At 65.8% G+C, this 23,552-nt stretch carries 21 protein-coding genes; 8 read left to right on the top strand and 13 right to left on the bottom strand.

The genetic code is table 11. The features are described 5' to 3' along the window. Window positions 1–544: 544 nt before the first annotated feature. Complete coding sequence (gene glmS / locus IFT63_RS00185; protein WP_192082868.1) at window positions 545–2,383, bottom strand: glutamine--fructose-6-phosphate transaminase (isomerizing); 1,839 nt, start codon at window positions 2,381–2,383, stop codon at window positions 545–547. Window positions 2,384–2,587: 204 nt separating this feature from the next. Here glmS and IFT63_RS00180 point away from each other — a divergent pair, with 204 nt between their 5' ends. The 6 genes from IFT63_RS00180 to IFT63_RS00155 all read left to right on the top strand — a co-directional run bounded on the left by IFT63_RS00180 (window position 2,588) and on the right by IFT63_RS00155 (window position 9,959). After that, a complete protein-coding gene (locus IFT63_RS00180; RefSeq protein WP_042614583.1) occupies window positions 2,588–3,865 on the top strand; it encodes an efflux RND transporter periplasmic adaptor subunit in 1,278 nt (425 codons plus the stop codon). Between the two features lie 30 nt (window positions 3,866–3,895). After that, complete coding sequence (locus IFT63_RS00175) at window positions 3,896–4,612, top strand: ABC transporter ATP-binding protein (protein WP_042614582.1); 717 nt, start codon at window positions 3,896–3,898, stop codon at window positions 4,610–4,612. Window positions 4,613–4,620: 8 nt separating this feature from the next. After that, window positions 4,621–5,925, top strand: coding sequence for an ABC transporter permease (locus IFT63_RS00170; RefSeq protein ID WP_042614581.1), 1,305 nt, complete (start codon window positions 4,621–4,623; stop codon window positions 5,923–5,925). Window positions 5,926–5,946: 21 nt separating this feature from the next. Then, window positions 5,947–7,161 carry an FtsX-like permease family protein gene (locus tag IFT63_RS00165; protein WP_192082867.1) on the top strand — a complete coding sequence of 405 codons (1,215 nt, stop codon included), beginning with the start codon at window positions 5,947–5,949 and terminating at the stop codon, window positions 7,159–7,161. Window positions 7,162–7,272: 111 nt separating this feature from the next. Continuing rightward, the gene (locus IFT63_RS00160) at window positions 7,273–8,616 is read left to right on the top strand and encodes a sigma-54 dependent transcriptional regulator (RefSeq protein WP_192082866.1); all 1,344 of its coding nucleotides are present in this window, start codon (window positions 7,273–7,275) and stop codon (window positions 8,614–8,616) included. Then, window positions 8,613–9,959, top strand: a complete 1,347-nt coding sequence (locus IFT63_RS00155) for an ATP-binding protein (RefSeq protein WP_192082865.1) — start codon at window positions 8,613–8,615, stop codon at window positions 9,957–9,959. Before IFT63_RS00160 ends, IFT63_RS00155 begins: the two co-directional genes overlap by 4 nt. Before the next feature lie 49 nt (window positions 9,960–10,008). Here the strand turns inward: IFT63_RS00155 and glmU are convergent, their stop codons facing one another. Then, window positions 10,009–11,376: a bifunctional UDP-N-acetylglucosamine diphosphorylase/glucosamine-1-phosphate N-acetyltransferase GlmU gene (glmU, locus tag IFT63_RS00150; protein WP_042614577.1), complete on the bottom strand. Its 1,368-nt coding sequence runs from the start codon at window positions 11,374–11,376 to the stop codon at window positions 10,009–10,011. An 83-nt stretch (window positions 11,377–11,459) separates the two neighbouring features. Between glmU and IFT63_RS00145 the strand changes: the two genes are divergently transcribed. Beyond that, complete coding sequence (locus IFT63_RS00145) at window positions 11,460–11,843, top strand: GtrA family protein (protein WP_192082864.1); 384 nt, start codon at window positions 11,460–11,462, stop codon at window positions 11,841–11,843. Between the two features lie 178 nt (window positions 11,844–12,021). Here IFT63_RS00145 and IFT63_RS00140 read toward each other — a convergent pair whose 3' ends face one another. The 11 genes from IFT63_RS00140 to IFT63_RS00090 form a co-directional block, all read right to left on the bottom strand. Next, the gene (locus IFT63_RS00140) at window positions 12,022–14,175 is read right to left on the bottom strand and encodes a hypothetical protein (protein ID WP_192082863.1); all 2,154 of its coding nucleotides are present in this window, start codon (window positions 14,173–14,175) and stop codon (window positions 12,022–12,024) included. Between the two features lie 66 nt (window positions 14,176–14,241). Next, window positions 14,242–14,715 (bottom strand): gamma subclass chorismate mutase AroQ, encoded by a 474-nt coding sequence (gene aroQ / locus IFT63_RS00135; protein WP_192082862.1) that lies wholly within the window; start codon window positions 14,713–14,715, stop codon window positions 14,242–14,244. Window positions 14,716–14,983: 268 nt separating this feature from the next. After that, entirely contained in the window at window positions 14,984–15,406 is a 423-nt protein-coding gene (locus tag IFT63_RS00130; RefSeq protein WP_042614575.1) for a F0F1 ATP synthase subunit epsilon, read from the bottom strand. 113 nt (window positions 15,407–15,519) lie between these two features. Further along, window positions 15,520–16,926 carry a F0F1 ATP synthase subunit beta gene (atpD, locus tag IFT63_RS00125; protein WP_042614574.1) on the bottom strand — a complete coding sequence of 469 codons (1,407 nt, stop codon included), beginning with the start codon at window positions 16,924–16,926 and terminating at the stop codon, window positions 15,520–15,522. A gap of 37 nt (window positions 16,927–16,963) precedes the next feature. Continuing rightward, the gene (gene atpG / locus IFT63_RS00120; RefSeq protein WP_042614573.1) at window positions 16,964–17,827 is read right to left on the bottom strand and encodes a F0F1 ATP synthase subunit gamma; all 864 of its coding nucleotides are present in this window, start codon (window positions 17,825–17,827) and stop codon (window positions 16,964–16,966) included. A gap of 58 nt (window positions 17,828–17,885) precedes the next feature. Continuing rightward, window positions 17,886–19,433 carry a F0F1 ATP synthase subunit alpha gene (gene atpA / locus IFT63_RS00115; RefSeq protein WP_042614572.1) on the bottom strand — a complete coding sequence of 516 codons (1,548 nt, stop codon included), beginning with the start codon at window positions 19,431–19,433 and terminating at the stop codon, window positions 17,886–17,888. Window positions 19,434–19,477: 44 nt separating this feature from the next. Further along, window positions 19,478–20,005, bottom strand: coding sequence for a F0F1 ATP synthase subunit delta (locus IFT63_RS00110; RefSeq protein ID WP_057508091.1), 528 nt, complete (start codon window positions 20,003–20,005; stop codon window positions 19,478–19,480). A gap of 1 nt (window position 20,006) precedes the next feature. Then, window positions 20,007–20,477 (bottom strand): F0F1 ATP synthase subunit B, encoded by a 471-nt coding sequence (locus IFT63_RS00105; protein WP_042614570.1) that lies wholly within the window; start codon window positions 20,475–20,477, stop codon window positions 20,007–20,009. Window positions 20,478–20,591: 114 nt separating this feature from the next. Next, a complete protein-coding gene (gene atpE / locus IFT63_RS00100) occupies window positions 20,592–20,894 on the bottom strand; it encodes a F0F1 ATP synthase subunit C (protein ID WP_042614569.1) in 303 nt (100 codons plus the stop codon). A 65-nt stretch (window positions 20,895–20,959) separates the two neighbouring features. Continuing rightward, the gene (gene atpB / locus IFT63_RS00095; protein ID WP_192082861.1) at window positions 20,960–21,748 is read right to left on the bottom strand and encodes a F0F1 ATP synthase subunit A; all 789 of its coding nucleotides are present in this window, start codon (window positions 21,746–21,748) and stop codon (window positions 20,960–20,962) included. A 32-nt stretch (window positions 21,749–21,780) separates the two neighbouring features. Continuing rightward, the gene (locus IFT63_RS00090; protein WP_182657364.1) at window positions 21,781–22,146 is read right to left on the bottom strand and encodes a hypothetical protein; all 366 of its coding nucleotides are present in this window, start codon (window positions 22,144–22,146) and stop codon (window positions 21,781–21,783) included. A gap of 507 nt (window positions 22,147–22,653) precedes the next feature. On the opposite strand from IFT63_RS00090, the gene IFT63_RS00085 reads away from it, so the two are divergent. Continuing rightward, a complete protein-coding gene (locus IFT63_RS00085; RefSeq protein ID WP_042614566.1) occupies window positions 22,654–23,472 on the top strand; it encodes a hypothetical protein in 819 nt (272 codons plus the stop codon). Window positions 23,473–23,552 lie beyond the last annotated feature (80 nt).

Here is a 23,552-nt window from a genome sequence, read left to right as displayed (position 1 = left end):
ACGTCAACGTCAACGTCAAAAGCTGCACGCCGCTTTGGCGGGGCGGGGTGGCTGTGCAGGACACGCCGCAAGTACATCCATGTAGGCTCGCTTTTCGCATCCATGCAAAAAAACGGTCCTGCACAGCCACCCCGCCCCACCTTCGACAGGTCCAAGGGGGCCATGGACAAGGCAGGGATTGGACGGGTGGGAGAAAAATGGGGTCAGAGTCCTTTCGCTACGCGAAAGGACTCTGACCCCTGCCTTTATTCTTTTTCTTGCGCGGGTGGCGGCCACCGGAACCTGTCAGGGGGTCGGGCGGGGAGGCTGGGCGGGGGCGTAGAGCGCCATGGATGGCGCGAAACGAGGCCCGCATGGGTGAGGGCGCTTTGCTTGCGAAGCACCGCTTCGCAAGCGCCCGAACGCACAGCCGCCCAGCGGCTGGGCCGGACCCCGGAGGGGCAGTTTTTGCCGTCCCCCGACCAGCCTCCCCGCCCGGCCCCGCCCCAGCTGCAGCTTCAAAGCCGCCCGCGAGGGACTGCCCCCGTTCCCTTTCCTGGGGGATCTACTCGACCGTTACGCTCTTGGCCAGGTTGCGCGGTTTGTCGACGTCGGTGCCGCGCGCCAGAGCGGTGTGGTAGGCCAGCAGCTGCACCGGGATGGTGTGCACGATCGGGCTCAGCACACCGGCATGGCGCGGGGTGCGGATCACGTGCACGCCTTCGGATTCGACGAAGTGGCTGTCCTGGTCGGCGAACACGAACAGCTCGCCACCACGCGCGCGCACTTCCTGCATGTTGGATTTCACCTTTTCCAGCAGGCTGTCGTTGGGCGCGATCACCACCACCGGCATGTCTTCGTCCACCAGCGCCAGCGGGCCGTGCTTGAGCTCACCGGCCGGGTACGCCTCGGCGTGGATATAGGTGATTTCCTTCAGCTTGAGCGCACCTTCCAGCGCGATCGGATAATGCAGGCCGCGGCCCAGGAACAGCGCGCTGCTCTTGCGTGCGAAGCGCTCGGCCCACGCGGCGATCTGGGGCTCCATGTTCAGCGCGTGCTGCACGCTGCCCGGCAGGAAACGCAGCTGCTCCAGGTAGTCCGCTTCCTGGGCGGCATCGACACGGCCATGCAGCTTGCCCAGCACCACGGTCAGCTGGAACAGCGCCGCCAGCTGGGTGGTGAACGCCTTGGTCGAGGCCACGCCGATTTCGGCACCGGCGCGGGTGTAGCAGACCAGTTCACTGGCACGCGGAATCGCACTTTCCGGCACGTTGCAGATGGACAGCGTGTGCAGGTGTCCCAGCGACTTGGCGTACTTGAGCGCTTCCATCGTATCCAGCGTTTCGCCGGACTGGGAAAGGGTCACCACCAGGTGCTTCGGATCCGCGTACGCAGCGCGGTAGCGGTATTCGCTGGCGATCTCCACGTTGCACGGCAGGCCGGCGATCGATTCGATCCAGTAACGCGCGGTCATGCCGGCGTAGTAGCTGGTGCCACAGGCCAGGATCTGCACCCCGGTGACGCCCGAAAGCACCGCCTCGGCATTCCTGCCGAACAGTTCGGCCGGGAAGCCGCCGGCGTCGATCGCCGCTTCGATGGTATCGCCCAGCGCGCGCGGCTGCTCATGCACTTCCTTCTGCATGAAATGGCGATACGGGCCGAGTTCCAGCGAAGCCAGCGAGACATCGGACAGGTGCTCGCCACGATCAATGGGCTGGTCATGCGCGTCATACACCTGCACGCCATCGCGGCGCACGTCGGCGGTGTCGCCCTCTTCCAGGAAGATCACCCGGCGCGTGGACGAAATGATCGCCGACACATCGGAGGCGACGAAATTCTCGCCCTCGCCCAGGCCGACCAGCAGCGGGCAGCCCATGCGGGCGCAGACGAAGTGCTCCGGCTCTTCCCGGCTCATCACCGCCAGCGCATAGGCGCCGGTCAGCTCCTTGACCGTGCGCTGCAGCGCGGAAAGCAGGGTGCCGCCATCCTTGAGGTGATGGTGCATCAGGTGGGCGATGACTTCGGTATCGGTCTGCGATTCGAATACGTAGCCGAGCGCACGCAGCTTCTCGCGCTGCGCTTCGTGGTTTTCGATGATGCCGTTGTGCACCAGCGCCACCCCGTCGCTGATGTGCGGGTGGGCGTTTGCTTCGGTGACGCCGCCATGGGTTGCCCAGCGGGTATGCCCGATGCCGAGCACGCTGTTGAAGCCTTCGGCACCGGCGGCAGAGGCCATCTCCGAGACGCGGCCGGTGCGGCGTACGCGGCGGATCTCCGCTCGCTCTCCGGGCTCAAGCACGGCGATGCCCGACGAATCGTAGCCGCGGTATTCCAGCCGCTTCAGGCCTTCGATGAGCACCGGCACCACATCGCGATCAGCGATCGCACCCACGATTCCGCACATAGTCCCGCATCCCTTGGTGTTGATCCGCACATTCTAGCGTGGCTGTCCGCCCTGGCCGCCTGGCCGCTTAACGAAAGTGTCCGCGCGGCTGTCCGCGGACACACGGACACCCGCGCGAGTAGCGCAACTGCTTGATCGTAAAGGGATGAAAAGTTGGCACGCTCCCTGCTTCCCTACAGGCAGTCCTACCACCCAGGCCCTTCGATGATCCGTGACACTTCCGCCCAGGACCAGATCGTTTCCACCGCCACGCCCGGTTCGGCCGCCAGCACCTGGCGCCGTTACCGCTGGCCGGCGCTCGCCGCGCTGCTGGTGCTGGCCGGCATCGCCTTTGCCGTGCACGGCTGGCTCAACGCGAGCCGCTCGTTCGACAGCAGCCGGGTACGCATCGCGCAGGTGGAACGCGGCGATCTGGTGCGCGACATCGCCGCCGACGGCCGGGTGATCGCAGCCAACAGCCCGGTGCTGTATGCGATCTCCGCCGGCACGGTCACGCTGAAGGTGGTGGCCGGTGACGTGGTCAAGAAGGGCCAGGAGCTGGCCTTGATCGACAGTCCGGAACTGCGCAGCAAGCTGGCACAGGAAGAAGCAACCCTGGCCGGGCTGGAAGCCGAATCCAGCCGTGCCGCACTGGATGCCACCCTGACCCGCGCCAAATCGCGCAAGGACACCGACCAGGCCGGCATCGAGAAAGTGGCCGCCGAGCGCGACCTGCAGCGCTACCAACGTGGTTTCGACGGCGGCGCGGTGCCGCAGATCGACCTGGCACGCGCGCAGGACGCCTTGAAGAAAGCCGACATCAACCTGGTGAACGCCCAGGCCGACACCCGCCTGCAGGGCCAGGGCGCCGACCTGGACGCGCGCAACAAGCGCCTGCTCGCCGACCGACAGCGCGCGGTGGTGGCCGAGGTCAAGCGCCAGGTGGACGCGCTGACCCTGCGCGCACCGTTCGATGGCCAGGTCGGCCAGGTGCAGGCCGTGCAGCACACCAACCTGGTCGCCAATGCGCCAGTGCTGGGCGTGGTCGACCTGTCCAACTTCGAAATCGAGATCAAGGTTCCGGAAAGCTTCGCCCGCGACCTGGCAATCGGCATGCCGGCGCAGCTGACCAGCGGCAGCGGCCAGCCGTTCGCCGGGGAAATCAGCGCGGTGTCGCCGGAGGTGGTCAACGGCGAGGTCAACGCGCGCGTGCGCTTCGCCGACAAGCAGCCGGCCGGCCTGCGCCAGAGCCAGCGCATGTCCGTGCGCGTGCTGCTGGATACGCGCAAGGACGTGCTGAAAGTGGAGCGTGGCCCGTTCGTGGAACAGGGCACCGGCAATGCCTACGTCATGGATGGCAGCACCGCCGTGCGCCGCCCGGTGCAACTGGGCGTGAGCAGCCTGGGCGAAGTGGAGATCCTGTCCGGCGTGCAGCCGGGAGATCGCATCGTGGTCGCCGGCAGCGACCTGTTCAAGGACGCCGAACGCGTTTCCATCAACTGACATCACCCCTTACGGAATCTGGAGAGAACCATGCTTGAGATGCGCGCTGTCGCCAAAGTGTTCCGCACCGAACAGGTGGAAACCCATGCCCTGCGTTCGCTTGACCTGCTGGTCAACGAGGGCGAGTTCGTCGCCGTGACCGGTCCTTCCGGCTCGGGCAAGACCACCTTCCTCAATATCGCCGGCCTGCTGGAGACCTTCACCAGCGGCACCTACCTGCTCGATGGCCAGGACGTCAGCAAGCTGGGCGACGATGCGCGCAGCCGCCTGCGCAACCAGAAGATCGGCTTCATCTTCCAGGGCTTCAACCTGATCCCCGATCTCAACCTGTTCGACAACGTCGATGTGCCGCTGCGCTACCGCGGCATGTCCGCGGCCGAACGCCGCGAGCGCATTGAAAAGGCGCTGAGCCAGGTCGGCCTGGGCTCGCGCATGAAGCACTATCCGAGTGAGCTGTCCGGCGGCCAGCAGCAGCGCGCGGCCATCGCCCGCGCATTGGCCGGCAGCCCGCGCCTGCTGCTGGCCGATGAGCCGACCGGCAACCTGGACAGCACGATGGCGCGCGGGGTGATGGAGCTGCTGGAGGAGATCAACGCCGCCGGCACCACCATCGTGATGGTCACCCACGATCCGGAACTGGCCGCCCGTGCGCAACGCAACGTGCACATCGTCGACGGCCAGGTCACCGACCTGCTGCGCGAGCCGGTGCTGGCCACCGCGCGGCGCATCGCCGCCGTCAACGAGTGAGGTCGGCCATGTTCGCCTACTACGTCCGCCTGGCCGTGCGCAGCTTCCGCCGCAACAAGGTGCTGACCGCGTTGATGGTGGTGGCCATCGCGCTGGGCATCGGCGCCTCGATGACCACCCTGACGGTCTTCCACGTGCTGTCCGGCGATCCGATCCCGGGCAAGAGCGACCGCCTGTTCTACGTGCAGCTGGATCCGCGCCCGAAGTCGGGGTACGTTCCCGGCGAAGAACCCGAAGAACAGATGACCCGCTTCGATGCGGAAGCGATGCTGCGTGACAAACGCGCGCAGCGCCAGGCCGTGATGACCGCCGGTGGCGCCACGATCGTGCCGGAGAGCAGCACGCTGAAGCCGTTCTCGGTGGATTCGCGCTACACCTCGGCCGACTTCTTCCCCATGTTCGACGTGCCGTTCCAGTACGGCAATCCCTGGACCGCGGCCGACGACGAGGGGCGCGGTCGGGTGGTGGTGCTTTCCAAGGCGCTCAACGACAAGGTGTTCAACGGTGCCAACAGCGTGGGCCGCAACCTGACCGTCAGTGGCCATTCGCTGCGCGTGGTCGGCGTACTGAAGGCCTGGCAGCCCCAGCCGCGCTTCTTCGACCTGTCCTTCAGCGCCTACGGACAGGAAGAAGACGTGCTGATGCCGTTCTCCACGTCGATCGACCTGAAGATGGGCAGCTCGGGCAACATGAACTGCTTCGGCGACGGCTCCCCGGACGGCTCCAGCTACGACCTCAACGCCCCCTGCACCTGGCTGCAGTACTGGGTCGAACTGGACCCGGCCAAGGCCGATGACTTCCGCCAGTACCTGGTCAACTATTCGGACCAGCAGCGGGCAGCGGGTCGATTCCAGCGCCCGGCCAACACCCGGCTTTCCACCGTGATGGAATGGCTGGACTACAAGAAGGCCGTTCCCAGTGACGTGCGCCTGCAGGTCTGGCTGGCCCTCGGCTTCCTGGTGGTATGCCTGATCAACACCGTCGGCCTGTTGCTGGCCAAGTTCCTGCGCCGCAGCGGCGAAATCGGCGTGCGCCGCGCCCTCGGTGCCAGCCGTGGCCAGATCTTCCTGCAGTGCGTGGTGGAAGCGGGCGCGGTCGGCGTCGCCGGCGGATTGCTGGGCATCGGACTGGCGTTGATCGGCCTGTATGCCGTGCGTCAGCAGCCGGTGGAATACGCAAAGCTCGCCCATCTGGACGGCAGCATGCTGGTGCTGGCCATCGGCCTGACCCTGTTCGCCAGCCTGGCCGCCGGCATGCTGCCTGCGTGGCGCGCCATGCAGGTCACCCCGGCCATCCAGCTCAAGTCGCAGTAAGCACGTCAACGAGGAATCACCATGGACATCCGCCCCATCCTCAGCACGCTGCGCCGGCACAAGACCGCCGCCTCGCTGATCGTGCTTGAAGTCGCACTGACCTGCGCCATCGTCTGCAACGCGCTGTTCCTGGTCAGCCAGCGCATCGAGAAAATCAGCCAGCCCAGTGGCCTGGCCGAAAAAGAACTGGTGGTGGTGCGGGTCAGTGGCATCGGCAAGCAGACCGATGCCATGGCGCGCACCCGCGAAGACCTGGCATCGCTGCGCGCGATCCCCGGCGTCACCAGCGTGACCCGGGCCAGCCAGCTGCCGTTCCGCACCAGTTCGTCCAACAGCGGTATCTCGCTCACGCCCGAACAGGAGAAGCCGACCATCCATTCCACCATGTACTACGTCAACGAAAACGCGCTGCCCACGCTGGGCCTGAACCTGGTGGCCGGACGGGACTTCCAGCCCGGCGAGTTCGTTGATCGCGAAGAGGCCATGAAGGCCTTCCCGAACGACAAGGCCGTGGCGGGCATCTTCAGCAAGGCCGCTGCCGACCGGTTGTCGCCGGGCACGTCCGCCGTCGGCAAGACGTTCTACATCGGCACCCAGCCGGTGCATGTGGTGGGCGTGGTGGAGCACCTGGCGACGCCTACCGGTTGGGACGACAACACCGACATGTCGTTGCTGCTGCCGATGCGTACCACCTTCACTGAAGGGCTGTACCTGCTGCGTACCGATCCGCAGCGCCGACAGGAAGTGCTGACCGCTGCGCTGGCGGCACTGGAACGCAACGATCCGAACCGGCTGGTACGCGAGAAGCTCACCTACGAAGAGCAGCGCGACAGCTACTTCAAGAACGACCGGGCGATGGTCGGCCTGCTGATCACCGTGTGCGTGGCCCTACTGGTGGTGACCGCACTGGGCATCGTCGGGCTGGCCAGCTTCTGGGTGCAGCAGCGCAGCAAGCAGATCGGCATCCGCCGCGCACTGGGTGCGACGCGGGGACAGATCCTGCGCTACTTCCAGACCGAGAACTTCCTGCTGGCCACGGTGGGTATCGTGCTGGGCATGCTGGCCGCCTACGCGATCAACCTGGCGCTAATGAATACCTACGAGCTGCCGCGCATGCCGCTGGTCTACCTGCCGGTGGGCGCGGTGCTGCTGTGGCTGCTGGGCCAGGTGGCGGTGTTCGGGCCGGCACGGCGCGCCGCCGCAGTGCCGCCGGCGGTGGCCACCCGCGGCAGCTGAGGCATACCCGCCCCGGCTTGTATATCCTGCTGCCATGATGTCCGTAGCGCCGTGCCCTGCCCGGCGCCTGCATTCGGCCGAGCACGGCTCGGCGCCAACTGAAGCTGCCGCATGCCCGCGATCCTGATCATCGACGACAACACCAGCGTGGCCACCGCGCTGGACGTGCTGTTCTCGCTGCACGACATCGATACCCTGCAGGCGACGTCGCCGGAACAGGGCCTGGCCCTGCTGCGCGAACACCCCGTGGACCTGGTGATCCAGGACATGAACTTCACCGAGGACACCACCTCCGGCGAAGAAGGTGAGGCATTGTTCGCCCGCATCCGTGAAGCCCATCCGGACCTGCCGGTGATCCTGCTGACCGCGTGGACCCACCTCGGCACGGCGGTGGAGCTGGTGAAGGCCGGCGCGGCCGACTACCTGCCAAAGCCGTGGGATGACCGCAAGCTGCTGACCACGGTCAACAACCTGCTGGAACTATCCGAAGCACGCAGCGAGCTGGATCGTCGGCGACAACGCGAGCAGCGCCAGCGCAGCGCCCTGGAGCAACGCTACGATCTGTGCGGTGCGGTATTCGCCGATCCTGCCAGCGAGCGCGTGATCGCGCTGGCCTGCCAGGTCGCGCGGTCGACGCTGCCCGTGCTCATCACCGGCCCGAACGGCGCCGGCAAGGAAAAGATCGCGCAGATCATCCAGGCCAACTCGGCGGCGGCGAAGGGCCCGTTCGTCGCGGTCAACTGTGGCGCATTGCCGGCCGAGCTGATCGAAGCGGAACTGTTCGGTGCCGAGGCAGGTGCCTACACCGGAGCCAACAAGGCCCGCGAAGGCAAATTCGAGGCCGCCGATGGTGGCACGCTGTTCCTGGACGAGATCGGCAACCTGCCGCTGGGCGGCCAGATGAAGCTGCTGCGCGTGCTGGAAACCGGCCGCTTCGAACGGCTTGGTTCCAACCGCGAACGCCAGGTCAAGGTGCGCGTGGTCAGCGCCACCAATGCCGACCTGGGCGCGATGATCCGCGAGGGCAGCTTCCGCGAAGACCTGTATTACCGGCTCAACACGGTCGAGCTGACGCTGCCCCCACTGGCCGAGCGGCCCGGCGATATCGTGCCGCTGGCCGAGCACTTCCTGGCAGCTGACAAGCCACTGTCCGCCGCCGCGCGCACGGCATTGCAGCGCCACCCCTGGCCAGGCAACGTGCGCGAACTGCGCAACGTGATCCAGCGCGCCGAACTGCTGGCCATCGGCAACCGCATCGAAGTAGCCGACCTCAACCTGCCGCGCGCGCCCGCCGCCCCGCGTGGCGCCGTTGCGACCATCGACCCCGACCGCCAGCGCATCGAAGGCGCGTTGGCCAACAACCACGGCATCATCGCCCAGGCCGCTGCCGAGCTGGGGCTGAGCCGGCAGGCCCTGTACCGGCGCATGGACCGCTTCGGCATTCCGCGCGAATGAGGCAACGCTCCTTCACCTTCCAGCTGTTCCTGCGCCTGCTGCCGGTATTGGCCCTTGCGGCCGCACTGCCATGGCTGCTGGCGTACTGGATGGACCACGGTTGGGGCGTGGCGATCCTGTCGGGAATCGTGCTGCTGGGGCTGATGTGGTTCAGCCTGAACCGCGCCATCGCACCGGTCCGCTCGCTGATGCGCGCGCTGTCCGGCGTGGTCAGCAGCTACAAGGACGGCGAGTTCAACTTCAGCGTGCACTGGTCGGCGCAGGACGAGCTGGGCCACCTGGTGGAGGCGCACCGCGAACTGGGCGACGTGCTGCGTGAGCAGCGTCAATCGCTGGTGCAACGCGAACTGCTGCTGGACACGATGGTGCAGAACACCCCGGTGGCGATGCTGCTGCTGGCGGCCGGCGGTGATGGGCTGCAGCGTGTGGTGTTCTCCAACCTGGCCGCGCGCAAGCTGCTGCACGGCGGGTTCAAGCTCGAAGGACAGCGCCTGGCCGAACTGCTGGAACAGATGCCGATCGCCCTGCGCGATGCCATCTCGCGCGGCGGCGACAGCCTGTTCGCGGTGCGCGAAGAGGACAGCGAGGACGAGGAAGACGAGCAGATCTACCATCTATCGCGACGCGCCTTCCATCTCAATGGACGGCCGCACGACCTGCTGCTGATCCGCCTGCTCACCGCCGAACTGCGCCGGCAGGAAGTACAGACATGGAAGAAGGTCATCCGTGTCATCAGCCACGAGCTCAATAATTCATTGGCTCCCATTGCGTCACTGGCGCACTCCGGCGGTGAACTGGTCAAGCGCGAGCGCTTCGACCGCCTGCCGGAGATCTTCTCTACCATCGAAGACCGCGCACGCCATCTGGAGGGCTTCATCCGGGGCTACGCGCGGTTTGCCAAGTTGCCGCAGCCGCAGCTGCAGACGGTGCACTGGGCACCGTTCCTGGCCAGCCTGCAGCAGCAGATTCCGTTCCAGATGGACGCGCTGGACGAAGACCTGCATAGCCGGGTCGACATCGCCCAGCTCGGCCAGGCGCTCTTGAACCTGGTCAAGAATGCACACGAAGCGTGCGCCGACGCCGACCCGCCCAACGACGACGTGCGGGTCAAGGTCACCCGCCTGCCGCAGTGGCTGCGGCTGGACGTACTGGATCGCGGCAAGGGCATGAACGAGGCCGTGCTGCAGAACGCACTGACCCCGTTCTATTCCACCAAGCGCAACGGCACCGGCCTGGGGCTGGCGTTGACCCGCGAGATCGTGGAAGCGCACGGCGGTCGCATCGCGCTGCAGAACCGCACCGAAGGCGGGCTGTGCGTGTCGTTGTTGTTGCCGCAGAACTGACCCGCGACGCCGGGCATCGCCCGGCGCTACCGGGCATGCCGGGGACCGCTCAGGATTTCTTCTGCGGCCGCTGCCAGCCCTCGACCACCTGCTGGCGTGCCCGTGCCACGGTCAGCTGGCCATCCGGCGCGGTGCGGGTGATCACCGATCCAGCGGCGATGGTCGCGCCCTCGCCCACCAGCACCGGCGCCACCAGCGAACTGTTGGAGCCGATGAAGGCGTTGTCGCCGATCGTGGTCTGCGACTTGTTCACCCCGTCGTAGTTGCAGGTGATGGTGCCGGCGCCGATGTTGACCTTGCTGCCGATGACCGCATCACCCAGGTAGCTCAGGTGGTTGGCCTTGCTGCCCACGCCCATGCGGATCTTCTTGGTTTCCACGAAGTTGCCCACGTGCACGCCGTCGGCCAGCACGGTGCCCGGGCGCAGCCGCGCGAACGGCCCGATCTGCGCCGCGCCCTGTGCCACCACGCCCTCCACGTCGCAGTGGGCCAGCACGGTGGTGCCCGCACCCAGGGTGACATCCTTGAGGCGGGTGAATGGACCGATGCTGACCCCGTCACCCAGTTCCACGCGACCTTCCAGGATCACGTTGACATCGATCTGAACGTCGCGGCCGACGATCACCTCGCCCCGGATATCAAGCCGGGCGGGGTCCAGCACGCGCGCGCCCTGCACGCACAGTGCACGCACCGCGCGCTGTTGCCAGGCCCGTTCCAGCTGCGCCAGCTGCCACGGATCATTGGCCCCTTCGGCGTCCTGCGGATCGGCGACCAGGGTCATGTCCGCTGCGGTGTACTCGTTGGCGGCAAAGGCGAACACATCGGTCAGGTAGTACTCGCCCTGCGCATTGGCATTGGAGAGCTGAGACAGCCAGCGACGCAGCGCGGTGGACTCGGCGGTGATGATGCCGGTATTGATGGTGCGGATCCGGCGCTGTTCCTCGCTGGCGTCCTTCTGCTCCACGATCGAGCCGACCTTGCCCTCGGCATCGCGCACGATGCGCCCGTAGCCGGTCGGGTTGTCCATTTCCGCCGCCAGCACCGCCAGCCGGCCCGGCTGGTCCAGCAGCTCGCGCAGGGTCTGCGCACGGATCAGCGGCACATCGCCGTACAGCACCAGCACCTGCGCGGCGTCCGGCACCTCCGGCATCGCCTGCGCCACGGCATGTCCGGTGCCAAGCTGCTGCGACTGCTCGGCCCACAGCAGGTCGGGCTGGCTGGAAAAATGCGCGCGCACGGCATCACCGCCATGGCCGTAGACGATGTGGATCGCATCCGGCTTCAGCTCGCGTGCGGTGGCGATCACGTGGGCCAGCATGGGTTGTCCAGCCACCGGCTGCAGCACCTTCGGCAATACGGACTTCATGCGCTTGCCGGCGCCAGCGGCGAGGATGATGACGTGCAGGGCTTGGGTCATGGAAAAAAGGGTCCGCGATGGTTTCGCGCCATTCTAGAACGGCCGCCGTTAACATGACTCACGCATCCTGCATCTACCCGTCCATGACCCTGCTCCGCCAAGGTGGCTCCTACCTCATCGTCGGCCTGCTCCAACTGCTGCTGGACTGGTGTGTGTTCGTCGCCGTGACGGCGTTGGGCGTGCCGGTGGTGCCGGGCAACGTGATCGCACGCGCCTGCGGGATGCTGTTGGGCTTCTGGCTCAACGGACGCTACACCTTTGCCGATGCCGGCAAGCAACGGCTGGGATGGAAGCGCTTTGGCCGTTTCATCGCACTGTGGGCCGTGCTCACCGTGCTCAGCACCGTACTGGTCACTGCAGCCGATCACGCGTTGGGGCTGAAGTACGCATGGTTGGCCAAGCCGCTGGTGGAAGGCGGGCTGGCCGGGTTGTCGTTCCTGCTGATGCGGCGCATGGTGTTCCGCTGACCCAGGCTGGCCGCTGCGCTCGCCGAGCATGGCTCGGCGCTACCAGAGCAACATCGCGCAGCACATCGGTAGCGCCGAGCCATGCTCGGCGAGCACAGCGGGCCGTGGCCTGAACGATGCCGCCGAGCATGGCTCGGCGCTACCGCTTCATGACCGGCGATCTCACGCCACACGGGCCTCAGCGGCCGAGGCGCTGCCCCAATCCTTCGCGCCACAGCTGCAGCGGGCTGAAACGGAACGCCACCTGGTGGCGACCGGCCGGTACGCAGACCGCACGGAACAGCCCGTTGGCGCGCATCAGCGGGGTTGCCGCCCCATCCACGCTGGCCTGCCAGCCCGGAGCGGACACCTCGTTGACGACCAGCCACGCCGGCGCGGCCGCATCCACCTGCACGCTCAGCCCGCTGGCCCGGTAGACCGTCGCGCCCACCTGCAGCCTGCCCGCACCGGCATCGGCACAGGCCGCCTGCGTATCGCCGGGCAGCCAGACCGTGGTGCTGAAGTCGGTGCGGTTGAATGCCGCGGCAGGCGGCAGGTCTTCATCATGACGATGCACTGCCGTGGGATTGAGCATCCGCGGCAGCACGCTGTCACGCTGCATTACCTGCAGTTCGGCGTCGTAGGCATGCGAACCCGGGAACGCGGTCGGTGCCAGCACCCAGCGCACGCCGATCAGATCGTACAGCGGCGCATCGAAGTCCGGCGTCCATGGCGTTTCCGGTTTCTGCTGCACGCGGTCGAGCGGATCGCCGGGCATGCCGAGCATCTGCAGGGCGCGGCGGTCGAGCAACGGGTTGTAGCCGTTGGCCAGTGCCAGGCCGTACACGGCCGCGCCATTGGTCAACGGCCCCACGCCGAATGCCAGTGCGCGTTCCGGCAGGCCGTCGCTGCGCTGCGCGGACAGCAGCCGGTACGCACTCTGCGCCGGCCCGGGCCGCGTTGCGGTCAGCACCGGACGGGTGGCGCTGCGCGCGTTGAACGACGTACTGACGTTGAACATCAGCAGGTCCAGCAGCATCAGTCCCAGCAGCCAGCGCGAGGGCGACCGGTGGCGTATCAACTGGCGTACCGCGACCGCCCCGATGGCGACGCTGATTGCCAGCCACGCACTGCCCTGCAGGCGCCCACTGTCCACGACGAGCCACACACCGGCAACGGCCAGCACGGCCGCCACCAGCAGCGATGGCAGATGCGGGCGCAGCCGATCGCGCTGCAGGGCCGACTGCAGCGCATGCGCGGACAGCCATGCCGCCGCCGGGACGGCGAGGAACAATCCATCCGACGGGCGACGGAACAGGTCCAGCCCCGGCAGCCAGCCGAACAGCCACGGGAACAGGGGCGTGGCACCGCCCAGCGCGAACAGCACGGCCAGCACGAAGACCGCAAGCGCGATACGCGCGCCGCGCGGGTCGCTGCGCACCACCGCGCCACCCCATGCAAGCCACGCCGCCAACGGCACCGCGCCCATGTAGAGATAGTCGGTGGTGATATCACCGAACGCCCAGCTGTCGCCGCGTCCCTGCTCGAACACATTACCGGACAGCAAAGTGACCAGGGATTGCCAATGGATGGCACCCGGCAGGGCGGCCTGCAGTGACACGCCATCACGGTTGGTCTGGGCCAGCCACGCGAACGTGGACAGCCATTGCGGGGCACTGATCGCTGCGGCGATCGCGCCCACGGCCGCCAGTTGCAGACACAGGCGCATGCGCCGTGTCGGTGCCATCAGCACGGCGGCGATGGAGAACACCGCACACGCCAGCACGATCAGGTAAGTGACCTGTGTGAGCTGCAGCGCACACAGTCCGCCGACAACGCCGGCCAGCACGGCATGGCGCCAGTGCAGATGACGGCGCAGCTGGTCCAGCGCCAGCCACAGCCAAGGCAGCAGGCAGTAACTGACGATCATCGGGGTGTGCTGCAGGCGCGCCGCCGCCACCCCGCCGAACAGGAACACCAGTGCGAACATCAGCTGCGGCAACCGCTGCAACCCCTGCGTTGCCGCAAGCCTCAACGCCCCCATCCCCGCCACCAGCACATGCAGCAGGATCACCACCGTGAACCAATGCAGCGACGTCGGTGCCAGCAACATCGGCAACACCACGGTGGGCTGCAGGGTCATCATCTGCGGGTCGGCCAGCTGCGGATAGCCACCGTGCAGGTGGGGATTCCACCACGGCACGTCCCCCAGCAGCAGCTGCTGGGCGGTGAAGCTCACCGCAGGAAAAAACTGCTGGACGGCATCGAAGGGAATCGTCCAGACGCCGAGCAGCCACGGCAGGCACAGCACCAGCCACAGGACGCACCAGGCAAAGCCGGACGTTGCGTGCAAGCGTGTCCAGCGGTCTGTAAACCCTGCCGCCCCGATGATCTGCTGCACCCTGCTCTCCTTGCCTTATCAGCGCATGCCGCCAGCCTCGGGGCGGCAAAGATCAATCATAGCCCGCACCAGCGCGACATGCCCGGCGGCCTCCTGCATGCCGTGATCCACCGCCTCCGCAACCGTCTTCGTGCAGCCCGGCTGGCCGCGCTGCGGGGCGATCCCAGGCCAAAGCGCAAGCAGCGTTTCGTCTGCCACGTCGATCATGCCGCGCAGTTCCTCAAGCGAAGGCGCGGGCGCCGGCACCTCGCCTGCCGCGTAGCGATGGAACGCCACATGCTGGATCAGCTTGTTGGCCTCGATCAGCTGGCGATAGAAGTGCACGACGGCCTCCGCGTCCAGGCCGAGCTGAGTCGCCCGGACACGCTTGTCCTGCAGCACCTGTGCTTCGCGGACGGGATCTTGCACCGGGCGCGCGGCCGGGTACTTGAACGCCGCCACCTGATGCGCGATGGCATTGCGCTCGGCGGCGACGGCAACGAAGCGATCCATCGGAGTGGCCTGCGCGGCAGCAGGCAGCAACGTGGCAAGAAGCACTGTCCGGCAGCAATGTGGAACAAGCATGGCGCACCTTCCGGAAGAAGAAGCACACAGGGTGAACACGCGGGGTCGCCAGCACGAGGAACCGGCGCACAGTTCCGCCGGCGTCATGGGCAATGCGCGGAAAATACAAACGCCGGCACAGGGCCGGCGTCGGAATACCTATCGGAGATGGAGCATGACGACCAACGGTCGTCACCCTCCGGACCCACCCAGGTGCTTAGTGCTTCAGGTTCTTGCGCAGGCGCTCCAGCGCCTGCAGCTGGGCAGTCACTTCGGCCAGCTTCTGCTGGGCCTCGGCGATCTCCATGCCTTCACCACGGTTGGCCAGCATGCGCTCGGCTTCTTCCTTGGCCTTGCGCACCGATGCCTCATCGATATCCTGCGCGCGGATCGCGGTGTCGGCCAGCACGGTGACCACCTGCGGCTGCACTTCCAGGATGCCGCCGGAGATGAAGAAGTCCAGCTGCTCGCCATTGGCCTGGGTCACCACGATCTTGCCCGGCTTGAGGCGGGTGATCAGCGGTGCGTGCTTGGGCGCGATGCCCAGCTCGCCCAGCTCACCGGTGGCCACGACCAGGGTCGCTTCACCCCGGAAGATTTCCTGCTCGGCGCTGACGATGTCGCAACGGATCGTGCTCATGCAAATCTCTTCACTGTTCGCGGCGGCACGATGCCACCGGGGAGGAGCCACGGCGCGGACGGGTGTCCGGCGCCGGTGTCAGGTCGGGCAGGATCGCTCCCGCCCGATCCGGATCAGGCCTTTTCGGCCATCTTCTTGGCCTTTTCGACCGCTTCTTCGATGCCGCCGACCATGTAGAACGCCTGCTCCGGCAGGTGATCGTACTCACCATCGACGATGGCCTTGAAGCCACGGATGGTGTCCTTCAGCGACACGTACTTGCCCGGCGAACCGGTGAACACTTCGGCCACGTGGAACGGCTGGCTGAAGAAGCGTTCGATCTTGCGGGCGCGGGTCACGGCCTGCTTGTCTTCTTCGGACAGTTCGTCCATGCCCAGGATGGCGATGATGTCCTTCAGTTCCTTGTACTTCTGCAGGGTCTGCTGGACGCGCTGGGCGGTGTCGTAATGCTCGTGGCCGATGACCAGCGGATCCATCTGGCGGCTGGTGGAATCCAGCGGATCCACGGCCGGGTAGATACCCAGCGAGGCGATCGAACGCGACAGGGTCACGGTCGAATCCAGATGCGCGAAGGTGGTCGCCGGCGAGGGATCGGTCAAGTCATCGGCCGGCACGTAGACGGCCTGGATCGAGGTGATCGAGCCGTTCTTGGTGGAGGTGATGCGCTCCTGCAGGACGCCCATTTCCTCGGCCAGGGTGGGCTGGTAGCCCACGGCCGACGGCATGCGGCCCAGCAGTGCCGACACTTCGGTACCGGCCAGGGTGTAACGGTAGATGTTGTCCACGAACAGCAGCACGTCCTTGCCCTTGCCCGAGGCGTCCTTCTCGTCGCGGAAATACTCGGCCATGGTCAGGCCGGTCAGCGCGACGCGCAGGCGGTTGCCCGGCGGCTCGTTCATCTGGCCGTACACCATCGCGACCTTGTCCAGGACGTTGGAGTCCTTCATCTCGTGGTAGAAGTCGTTGCCCTCACGGGTACGCTCACCCACGCCGGCGAACACGGACAGGCCGCTGTGCGCCTTGGCGATGTTGTTGATCAGTTCCATCATGTTGACGGTCTTGCCGACGCCGGCGCCGCCGAACAGGCCGACCTTGCCGCCCTTGGCGAACGGGCACATCAGGTCGATGACCTTGATGCCGGTTTCCAGCAGCTCGGTGGCCGGGGACTGGTCTTCGTACGACGGTGCGGCACGGTGGATTTCCCACGTGTCGCTGGCGGCCACCGGGCCGGCTTCGTCGATCGGGCGACCCAGCACGTCCATGATGCGACCCAGGGTGCCCGGGCCGACCGGCACGGAGATGCCGCGCTCGGTGTTGGTGGCGACCAGGTTGCGCTTCAGGCCATCGGTGGAACCGAGGGCGATGCAGCGGACCACGCCGTCGCCCAGCTGCTGCTGGACTTCGAGGGTGATTTCGGTGTTGTCGACCTTCAGTGCGTCATACACCTTCGGCACCGACTCACGGGGGAACTCGACGTCGACGACCGCGCCGATGATCTGAACGATCTTGCCCTGACTCATTGCTGCATCCTCTAGATTTGTGCTTTGGACGTGCGCGTCAAACTGCTGCTGCGCCGCCGACGATTTCGGAGATTTCCTGGGTGATCGCTGCCTGGCGGGCCTTGTTGTAGACCAGCTGCAGGGTTCCGATCAGCTTGTTCGCGTTGTCGCTGGCCGCCTTCATCGCCACCATGCGTGCGGCATGCTCGGAGGCCACGTTTTCCAGCACGGCCTGGTACACCAGCGACTCGATGTAACGCGTCATCACGTGCTCCAGCACGGTCGCGGCATCGGGTTCGTACAGGTAGTCCCAGTCGTGGTGCGCGACCTGCTTTTCAGCGGCCGGCAACGGCAGCAGCTGGTCGAAGCTGGCGGTCTGGGTCATGGTGTTGACGAAGCGGTTGTACACCAGGTACACGCGGTCGACCTTGCCCTCGGTGAACGCATCGAGCATCACCTTGATCACGCCGATCAGCGATTCCAGGCGCGGCACGTCACCCAGATGGGTCACGCTGCCGACCATGTTGACCTTGATGCGACGGAAGAAGGTCGATGCCTTCTGGCCGATCGTCACCATGTCCACTTCGGCACCCTTTTCCTGCCAGGCACGGGCTTCGCCCAGCGTCTTGCGGAACAGGTTGTTGTTCAGGCCGCCAGCCAGGCCGCGATCCGACGAGATCACGATGTAGCCCACGCGCTTGACCTGTTCACGCTCGACCAGGAACGCATGCTGGTAATCGGTGCTGGCCTGGGCCAGATGGCCGATCACCTGCTTCATCGCCTGCGCGTACGGACGCGATGTCTTCATCCGCTCCTGCGCCTTGCGGATCTTGGAGGCCGAGACCATCTCGAGCGCGCGCGTCACCTTGCGGGTGTTCTGCACGCTCTTGATCTTGGTTTTGATTTCGCGTCCGCTTGCCATCTCTTATTCCCGTATGTTCAACGGTAGAGCGGGGACCTGCCCCGCTCCACGTGCGCTGTTACCAGCTGCCGGTGGTCTTGAACTCGGTGATGCCCTTCTTGAAGGCACCTTCGATGTCATTGTCCCAGCCGCCGGTGGCGTTGACCTTGCCGATCAGCTCGCCCTGGGTGTTGGCGAAGTGCGCGTGCAGGCCTTCTTCGAACGCCAGCAGCTTGTTGACCGGCACGTCGTCGAGGTAACCCTCGTTGACGGCGTAGATCGACAGTGCCTGGTTGGCGATCGACATCGGGGCGTACTGCTTCTGCTTCATCAGTTCGGTGACGCGCTGGCCGCGCTCGAGCTGCTTGCGGGTTGCTTCGTCCAGGTCCGAGGCGAACTGCGCGAACGCAGCCAGCTCGCGGTACTGCGCCAGCGAGATACGGATGCCGCCGGACAGCTTCTTGATGATCTTGGTCTGGGCCGAACCACCCACGCGCGACACCGAGATACCGGCGTTGACGGCCGGACGGATACCGGCATTGAACAGGTCGGTTTCCAGGAAGATCTGGCCGTCGGTGATGGAGATCACGTTGGTCGGCACGAACGCGGACACGTCGCCGGCCTGCGTTTCGATGATCGGCAGCGCGGTCAGCGAACCGGTCTTGCCGGTCACCGCACCGTTGGTGAACTTCTCCACATACTCTTCGGACACGCGGGCAGCGCGCTCGAGCAGGCGGGAGTGCAGGTAGAACACGTCACCCGGGTAGGCTTCACGGCCCGGCGGGCGCTTCAGCAGCAGCGAGATCTGGCGGTAGGCAACAGCCTGCTTGGACAGATCGTCGTACACGATCAGCGCGTCTTCGCCGCGGTCCATGAAGTACTCACCCATGGTGCAGCCGGAGTAGGCGCTGATGTACTGCATCGCAGCCGATTCGGACGCGGTGGCGGCCACGACCACGGTGTGGGCCAGGGCGCCATTTTCTTCCAGCTTGCGCACGATGTTGGCCACGGTCGATGCCTTCTGGCCGATCGCGACGTACACGCACTTGATGCCGGTGTCCTTCTGGTTGATCACCGCATCGATGGCCAGCGCGGTCTTGCCGGTCTGGCGGTCACCGATGACCAGCTCGCGCTGGCCGCGGCCGATCGGGATCATCGAGTCGACCGACTTGTAACCGGTCTGCACCGGCTGGTCGACCGACTTGCGCCAGATCACGCCCGGCGCAACGCGCTCCACCGGAGCGGTCAGCTGGGTGCCCAGCGGGCCCTTGCCGTCGATCGGCTCGCCCAGCGCGTTCACCACGCGGCCGAGCAGTTCCGGACCGACCGGCACTTCCAGGATGCGGCCGGTGGTCTTGGCCACGTCGCCTTCGCGCAGGTTCTGGTAATCACCCAGGACCACGGCGCCGACCGAGTCGCGCTCCAGGTTCAGGGCCAGGGCGAAGGTGTTGTTCGGCAGTTCGATCATTTCGCCCTGCATCACGTCGGCCAAGCCGAAGATGCGCACGATGCCGTCGGACACGCTGGTCACGGTGCCTTCGTTGCGCGATTCCGCGGCCAGCTTGACCTTCTCGATGCGGTTCTTGATCAGTTCGCTGATTTCGGAGGGGTTGAGCGTGGTTGCCATCGTCGAGTCCTAGTGCCGGCGTTGAGGCCGGACGGTAATTGAATTCAGTTAGCGAGCGCGGTCTGCAGGCGGGCAAGCTTGCCCTTCAGCGAACCGTCGATGACCACGTCACCGGCGTCGATCACGGCGCCGCCGATCAGCGAGGCATCCACCGCGGTGGACACTTCCACGTCGCGGCCGAAGCGCTTGCGCAGGGCAGCCTTGATCGCATCCAGTTCACCGGCGGCCAGTTCGTTGGCCGAGGTCACGGTGGCCTTGACCACGTGTTCGGCTTCGGCACGCAGCTGGTCGTACATGCCAGCGATTTCCGGCAGCAGCGGCAGGCGGTGGGCATCGGCCAGGATGGACAGGAAACGCGAGAAGGTCTCGCTGCGCTGTTCCGGTGCCAGCAGGGCGACGGCATCGTCGCGACCCAGCTCCGGGTTGGCGAGCAGGGCCGACACGCGCGGGTCGGCAGCGACGTGGGCGGAGAACGCAAGGGCGTCCGACCACGGCGCGAACGCACCTTCGTCGCGCGCGGTCGCAAAAGCGGCGCGGGCGTAGGGACGGGCAAGCGTGAGGGCCTGGCTCATGTCAGATCTCCGAAGCCAGCTCGTCGAGCAGCGCCTTGTGGGCGTTAGCATCGATTTCGCGCTTGAGCAGCTTCTCTGCGCCGCTTACGGCCAGCGCGGAAACCTGCTTGCGCAGTTCTTCGCGGGCACGATTGGCAGCCAGGTCAATTTCAGCCTGGGCCAGTTCTTTCTGGCGGTTGGCTTCGGTGATCGCTTCATTCTTGGCGGCTTCAACGATCTGGTTGGCGCGCGCGTGGGCCTGGTCAATGATTTCATTGGCCTTGCCGCGGGCTTCCTTCAGCGCTTCGTTGACCTTGTCCTGTGCCTGGGCGAGGTCCTTCTGGCTGCGATCGGCAGCGGCGAGACCTTCAGCGATCTTCTGCTGGCGCTCTTCGATCGCGTTCATCAGGGGCGGCCAGATCTTGGTCGCGATGATCCAGATCAGGGCAGCAAAGGCCAGGGCCTGGGCGATGAGGGTAAAACCGATATCCATTGTTTTCGCTCAGTCAGTGGTGACGGGGTGGACGTGCCGCCTTGCGGGCGGCACCTCCGAACCTTCATCCGCAACCAGGCGCCGAAGCGCCCGGTCGTTTCACTTGGGGCTGGATCAGCCAGCCACTGCCGGCAGGCGGGCGACGAACTCGCCGACCATCGGGTTGGCGAAGGCGAACAGCAGGCCCACGGCGACCGAGATGATGAACGCGGCGTCGATCAGGCCGGCGGTGATGAACATGCGGACCTGCAGCACCGGAATCAGTTCCGGCTGGCGCGCGGCCGATTCCAGGAACTTACCAGCCATGATGGCCAGACCCAGGCCTGCGCCCAGCGCGGCCAGGCCGATCATGATGCCGACGGCGAGGACGGTGGAGCTCTGGACCTGGGCGAGATTGGTCAGGACGGCGAAGTACATGGTTTTCTCCGGGAACGTGATTGCTAAGGGATTTGGAAACTAACGGATGAAGGGTGCAGCGAAACTCAGTGAGCGTCTTCCGACAGGCTCAGGTACACGATGGACAGCATCATGAAGATGAAAGCCTGCAGCGGGATCACCAGCAGGTGGAACAGCATCCAGCCGAAGCCGGCGAACGCGCCTGCGAAGATGCCGGCGATACCTGCACCGCCCAGCACCCAGATCAGCAGGAACACGATTTCCCCGCCGAACATGTTGCCGAACAGTCGCATCGCCAGCGAAATCGGCTTGGACAGCCACTCGACGATGTTCAGGATCAGGTTGAACGGCAGCATCCACTTGCCGAACGGGGCGGTCAGGAATTCCTTGGTGAAGCCGCCGATGCCCTTGGAGCGCAGCGCGAAGAACAGCATCAGGAAGAACACGCTGATCGACATGCCGAGGGTGGCGTTGACGTCGGCGGTCGGCACTGGCTTCCAGTACGGCACGCCCAGCAGTTCGAGCGGGATGGCGATGAAGTCGGCCGGGATCATCTTGATGAGGTTCATCAGGAGGATCCAGAAGAAGATCGTGATGGCGATCGGGGTCACCAGCTTGCTGGTGCCGTGGTAGGTGTCCTTGGCCTGGCGGTCAACGAACTCCAGGCAGATCTCCACGAAGGCCTGCCACTTGCCCGGCACGCCGGCCGTGGCATTGCGCGTCGCCATCCAGAAGGCGAAAACCATCACCAGACCCATCAGGACCGACGTGGCGATGGTATCCAGATGCAGCGCCCACGGGCTGCCGTGCCCAACGGTGAGGTTGTGCAGGTGATGCTGGATATAGGAGGTGGGTGTCAGCGCCTCGCCTGCCATGTGTCCGGAACCTTAGTTATTAAGAAATTCGATCAACGCCTGGCCAGAGCCAGGACCTGGAACATCAAGCCGACCGCGATACCGGCCAGCAGTGCCACCGCCGGCAGCCTGAACACCAGGATGCCTGCGATCAACACGCCAAATACCACGGCCCACTTGGCAACGACGGCGATGATCAGCCTTGCCATTGCCGAGCCAGCTGCCTGTACCCCGCCGCCCAGTGCCATCCGTGCCGCCACCCAGCCACCGGCCGAAACCGCGAGGCCGGAAAGCAGTGCGCCAAGCGCATGTTTCGGACTCACCAGCAGGAAGCCAAGGGCCAGGACAATCACCGCGGCCAGCGGGTAGACCGCGGCGCGCAGCATCAGTCGCCGACCCGGATCAACGGAATTCAGCACAGAGACGTCCCGCACATTTGGAGTGGAAGGCATGAGGCAGCAGCGTGGTGCCTCGTCGAGCCGCCAAATTATAGCAATGGGACAATTTGCGAGACAACCGCTGCGTGTTCATCCCGGATCGATGCAAGTTGCCGGATGACCGGGAATTTTCCGGCCGGGGGCGGGACAATCAGGCCCAGCGGGGCTCAGGCCCTTGCGGCGATGCAGCATTGAACTTTCGTCGCGATGGTGTGTCCAACCCCTCGACCTGCCCTCTCTCATCCTCGTCGGCGCAGTTGCGCAGGTCTGCACGGGGTCCCGCCGCTGCCCGGCGGGACTTTTTTTTGTACCGCTGCGCTCGCCGAGCATCGCTGGGCGCTACCGCGCGGCGGTGGGTGACGACCGTTGGTCGTCACGCTTGATAGCGACCTGTGAAGACGCCGCCTACACAATACGCTCACGAATGGTGGACGCGGAGATAGCGATAGTGGCGCAACTTTCGTTGAACCACTGCAAGGATTCCTGCCGATGCGCCCCGTTACCACCCTGCTTGCTCTTTCGCTGGCCGCCGTCGGCGCCGGCTTTGCCTCCAACGCGCATGCTGCCGAAGGCGATGACCGCTTCACGCTGCGCCTGGGTGCGATGAACATCGATACCGACAACACGATCCGCGGCAGCACCACCGTTGCCGGCCAGGACGTGAACCTCAACGAAGATTTCAGCATGGGCGGCAAGGAATGGGAGCCGCGCGTGGATGGCGTGTTCCGCTTCAGCGACCGCCAGCGCCTGATCTTCGATTATTTCAAGTGGGACAAGGACCGCCGTGAGACGCTGAACGACGGTATCGCCTTCGGCGAGATCAACGTTCCGGAAGGCAGCTTCGTCAAGGCCGAGCTGAAGTACCAGGTTGCCACCCTGGTGTATGACTACTCGGTCGTGGACACCGACCGCTTCGACCTCGGCCTGCAGATCGGTGCCGAATGGGCGCAGATCAGCGCCAAGGGTTATGCCGACCTGGGCAACGTCTACAACGGCCGCTTCCTGGATGAAAAGGAAAACGGCGTGGCGCCGGTGGTCGGTGCACGCCTGACCTTCAACCCGGCTGACCGCTGGATGATCAACCTGCAGGGCCAGTACCTCAACACCAGCTGGGGCAGCTTCGATGACTACGAAGGCGACCTGAGCCGCGCCAACGCGATCGTCGAGTACCGCCTGACCGACAACTTCGGCCTCTTCGCCGGCTACGACTGGTTCAAGCTGGACGTCGACCAGAAGGGCAGCGACGGCGTGATCGGCCTGAAGCAGGAGTTCAAGGGCCCGGTGGCCGGCGTCAGCCTGTCGTTCTGATCCCCGCTGCGCAGACGAAAAACCCCAGGCATGCCTGGGGTTTTTTTTGGGCCGGGAACACCCCGGGCTGCGCCCGGCGC

The organism is Stenotrophomonas sp. CFBP 13724, assembly GCF_014841975.1.
Taxonomy (GTDB): domain Bacteria; phylum Pseudomonadota; class Gammaproteobacteria; order Xanthomonadales; family Xanthomonadaceae; genus Stenotrophomonas; species Stenotrophomonas lacuserhaii.
The sequence above is the reverse complement of the archived record's forward strand: the minus strand, read 5'-3'. Positions and strand labels throughout refer to the sequence as shown.

Coding starts and splice junctions, on each gene's coding strand:
- IFT63_RS00130 (WP_042614575.1), bottom strand. CDS start 15,406: ATGAGCACGATCCGTTGCGACATCGTCAGCGCCGAGCAGGAAATCTTC.
- glmS (WP_192082868.1), bottom strand. CDS start 2,383: ATGTGCGGAATCGTGGGTGCGATCGCTGATCGCGATGTGGTGCCGGTG.
- IFT63_RS00145 (WP_192082864.1), top strand. CDS start 11,460: ATGACCCTGCTCCGCCAAGGTGGCTCCTACCTCATCGTCGGCCTGCTC.
- glmU (WP_042614577.1), bottom strand. CDS start 11,376: ATGACCCAAGCCCTGCACGTCATCATCCTCGCCGCTGGCGCCGGCAAG.
- atpB (WP_192082861.1), bottom strand. CDS start 21,748: ATGGCAGGCGAGGCGCTGACACCCACCTCCTATATCCAGCATCACCTG.
- IFT63_RS00085 (WP_042614566.1), top strand. CDS start 22,654: ATGCGCCCCGTTACCACCCTGCTTGCTCTTTCGCTGGCCGCCGTCGGC.
- IFT63_RS00170 (WP_042614581.1), top strand. CDS start 4,621: ATGTTCGCCTACTACGTCCGCCTGGCCGTGCGCAGCTTCCGCCGCAAC.
- IFT63_RS00105 (WP_042614570.1), bottom strand. CDS start 20,477: ATGGATATCGGTTTTACCCTCATCGCCCAGGCCCTGGCCTTTGCTGCC.
- IFT63_RS00180 (WP_042614583.1), top strand. CDS start 2,588: ATGATCCGTGACACTTCCGCCCAGGACCAGATCGTTTCCACCGCCACG.
- IFT63_RS00165 (WP_192082867.1), top strand. CDS start 5,947: ATGGACATCCGCCCCATCCTCAGCACGCTGCGCCGGCACAAGACCGCC.
- IFT63_RS00110 (WP_057508091.1), bottom strand. CDS start 20,005: ATGAGCCAGGCCCTCACGCTTGCCCGTCCCTACGCCCGCGCCGCTTTT.
- IFT63_RS00160 (WP_192082866.1), top strand. CDS start 7,273: ATGCCCGCGATCCTGATCATCGACGACAACACCAGCGTGGCCACCGCG.
- aroQ (WP_192082862.1), bottom strand. CDS start 14,715: ATGGATCGCTTCGTTGCCGTCGCCGCCGAGCGCAATGCCATCGCGCAT.
- atpG (WP_042614573.1), bottom strand. CDS start 17,827: ATGGCAAGCGGACGCGAAATCAAAACCAAGATCAAGAGCGTGCAGAAC.
- IFT63_RS00155 (WP_192082865.1), top strand. CDS start 8,613: ATGAGGCAACGCTCCTTCACCTTCCAGCTGTTCCTGCGCCTGCTGCCG.
- IFT63_RS00175 (WP_042614582.1), top strand. CDS start 3,896: ATGCTTGAGATGCGCGCTGTCGCCAAAGTGTTCCGCACCGAACAGGTG.
- atpA (WP_042614572.1), bottom strand. CDS start 19,433: ATGGCAACCACGCTCAACCCCTCCGAAATCAGCGAACTGATCAAGAAC.
- atpE (WP_042614569.1), bottom strand. CDS start 20,894: ATGTACTTCGCCGTCCTGACCAATCTCGCCCAGGTCCAGAGCTCCACC.
- atpD (WP_042614574.1), bottom strand. CDS start 16,926: ATGAGTCAGGGCAAGATCGTTCAGATCATCGGCGCGGTCGTCGACGTC.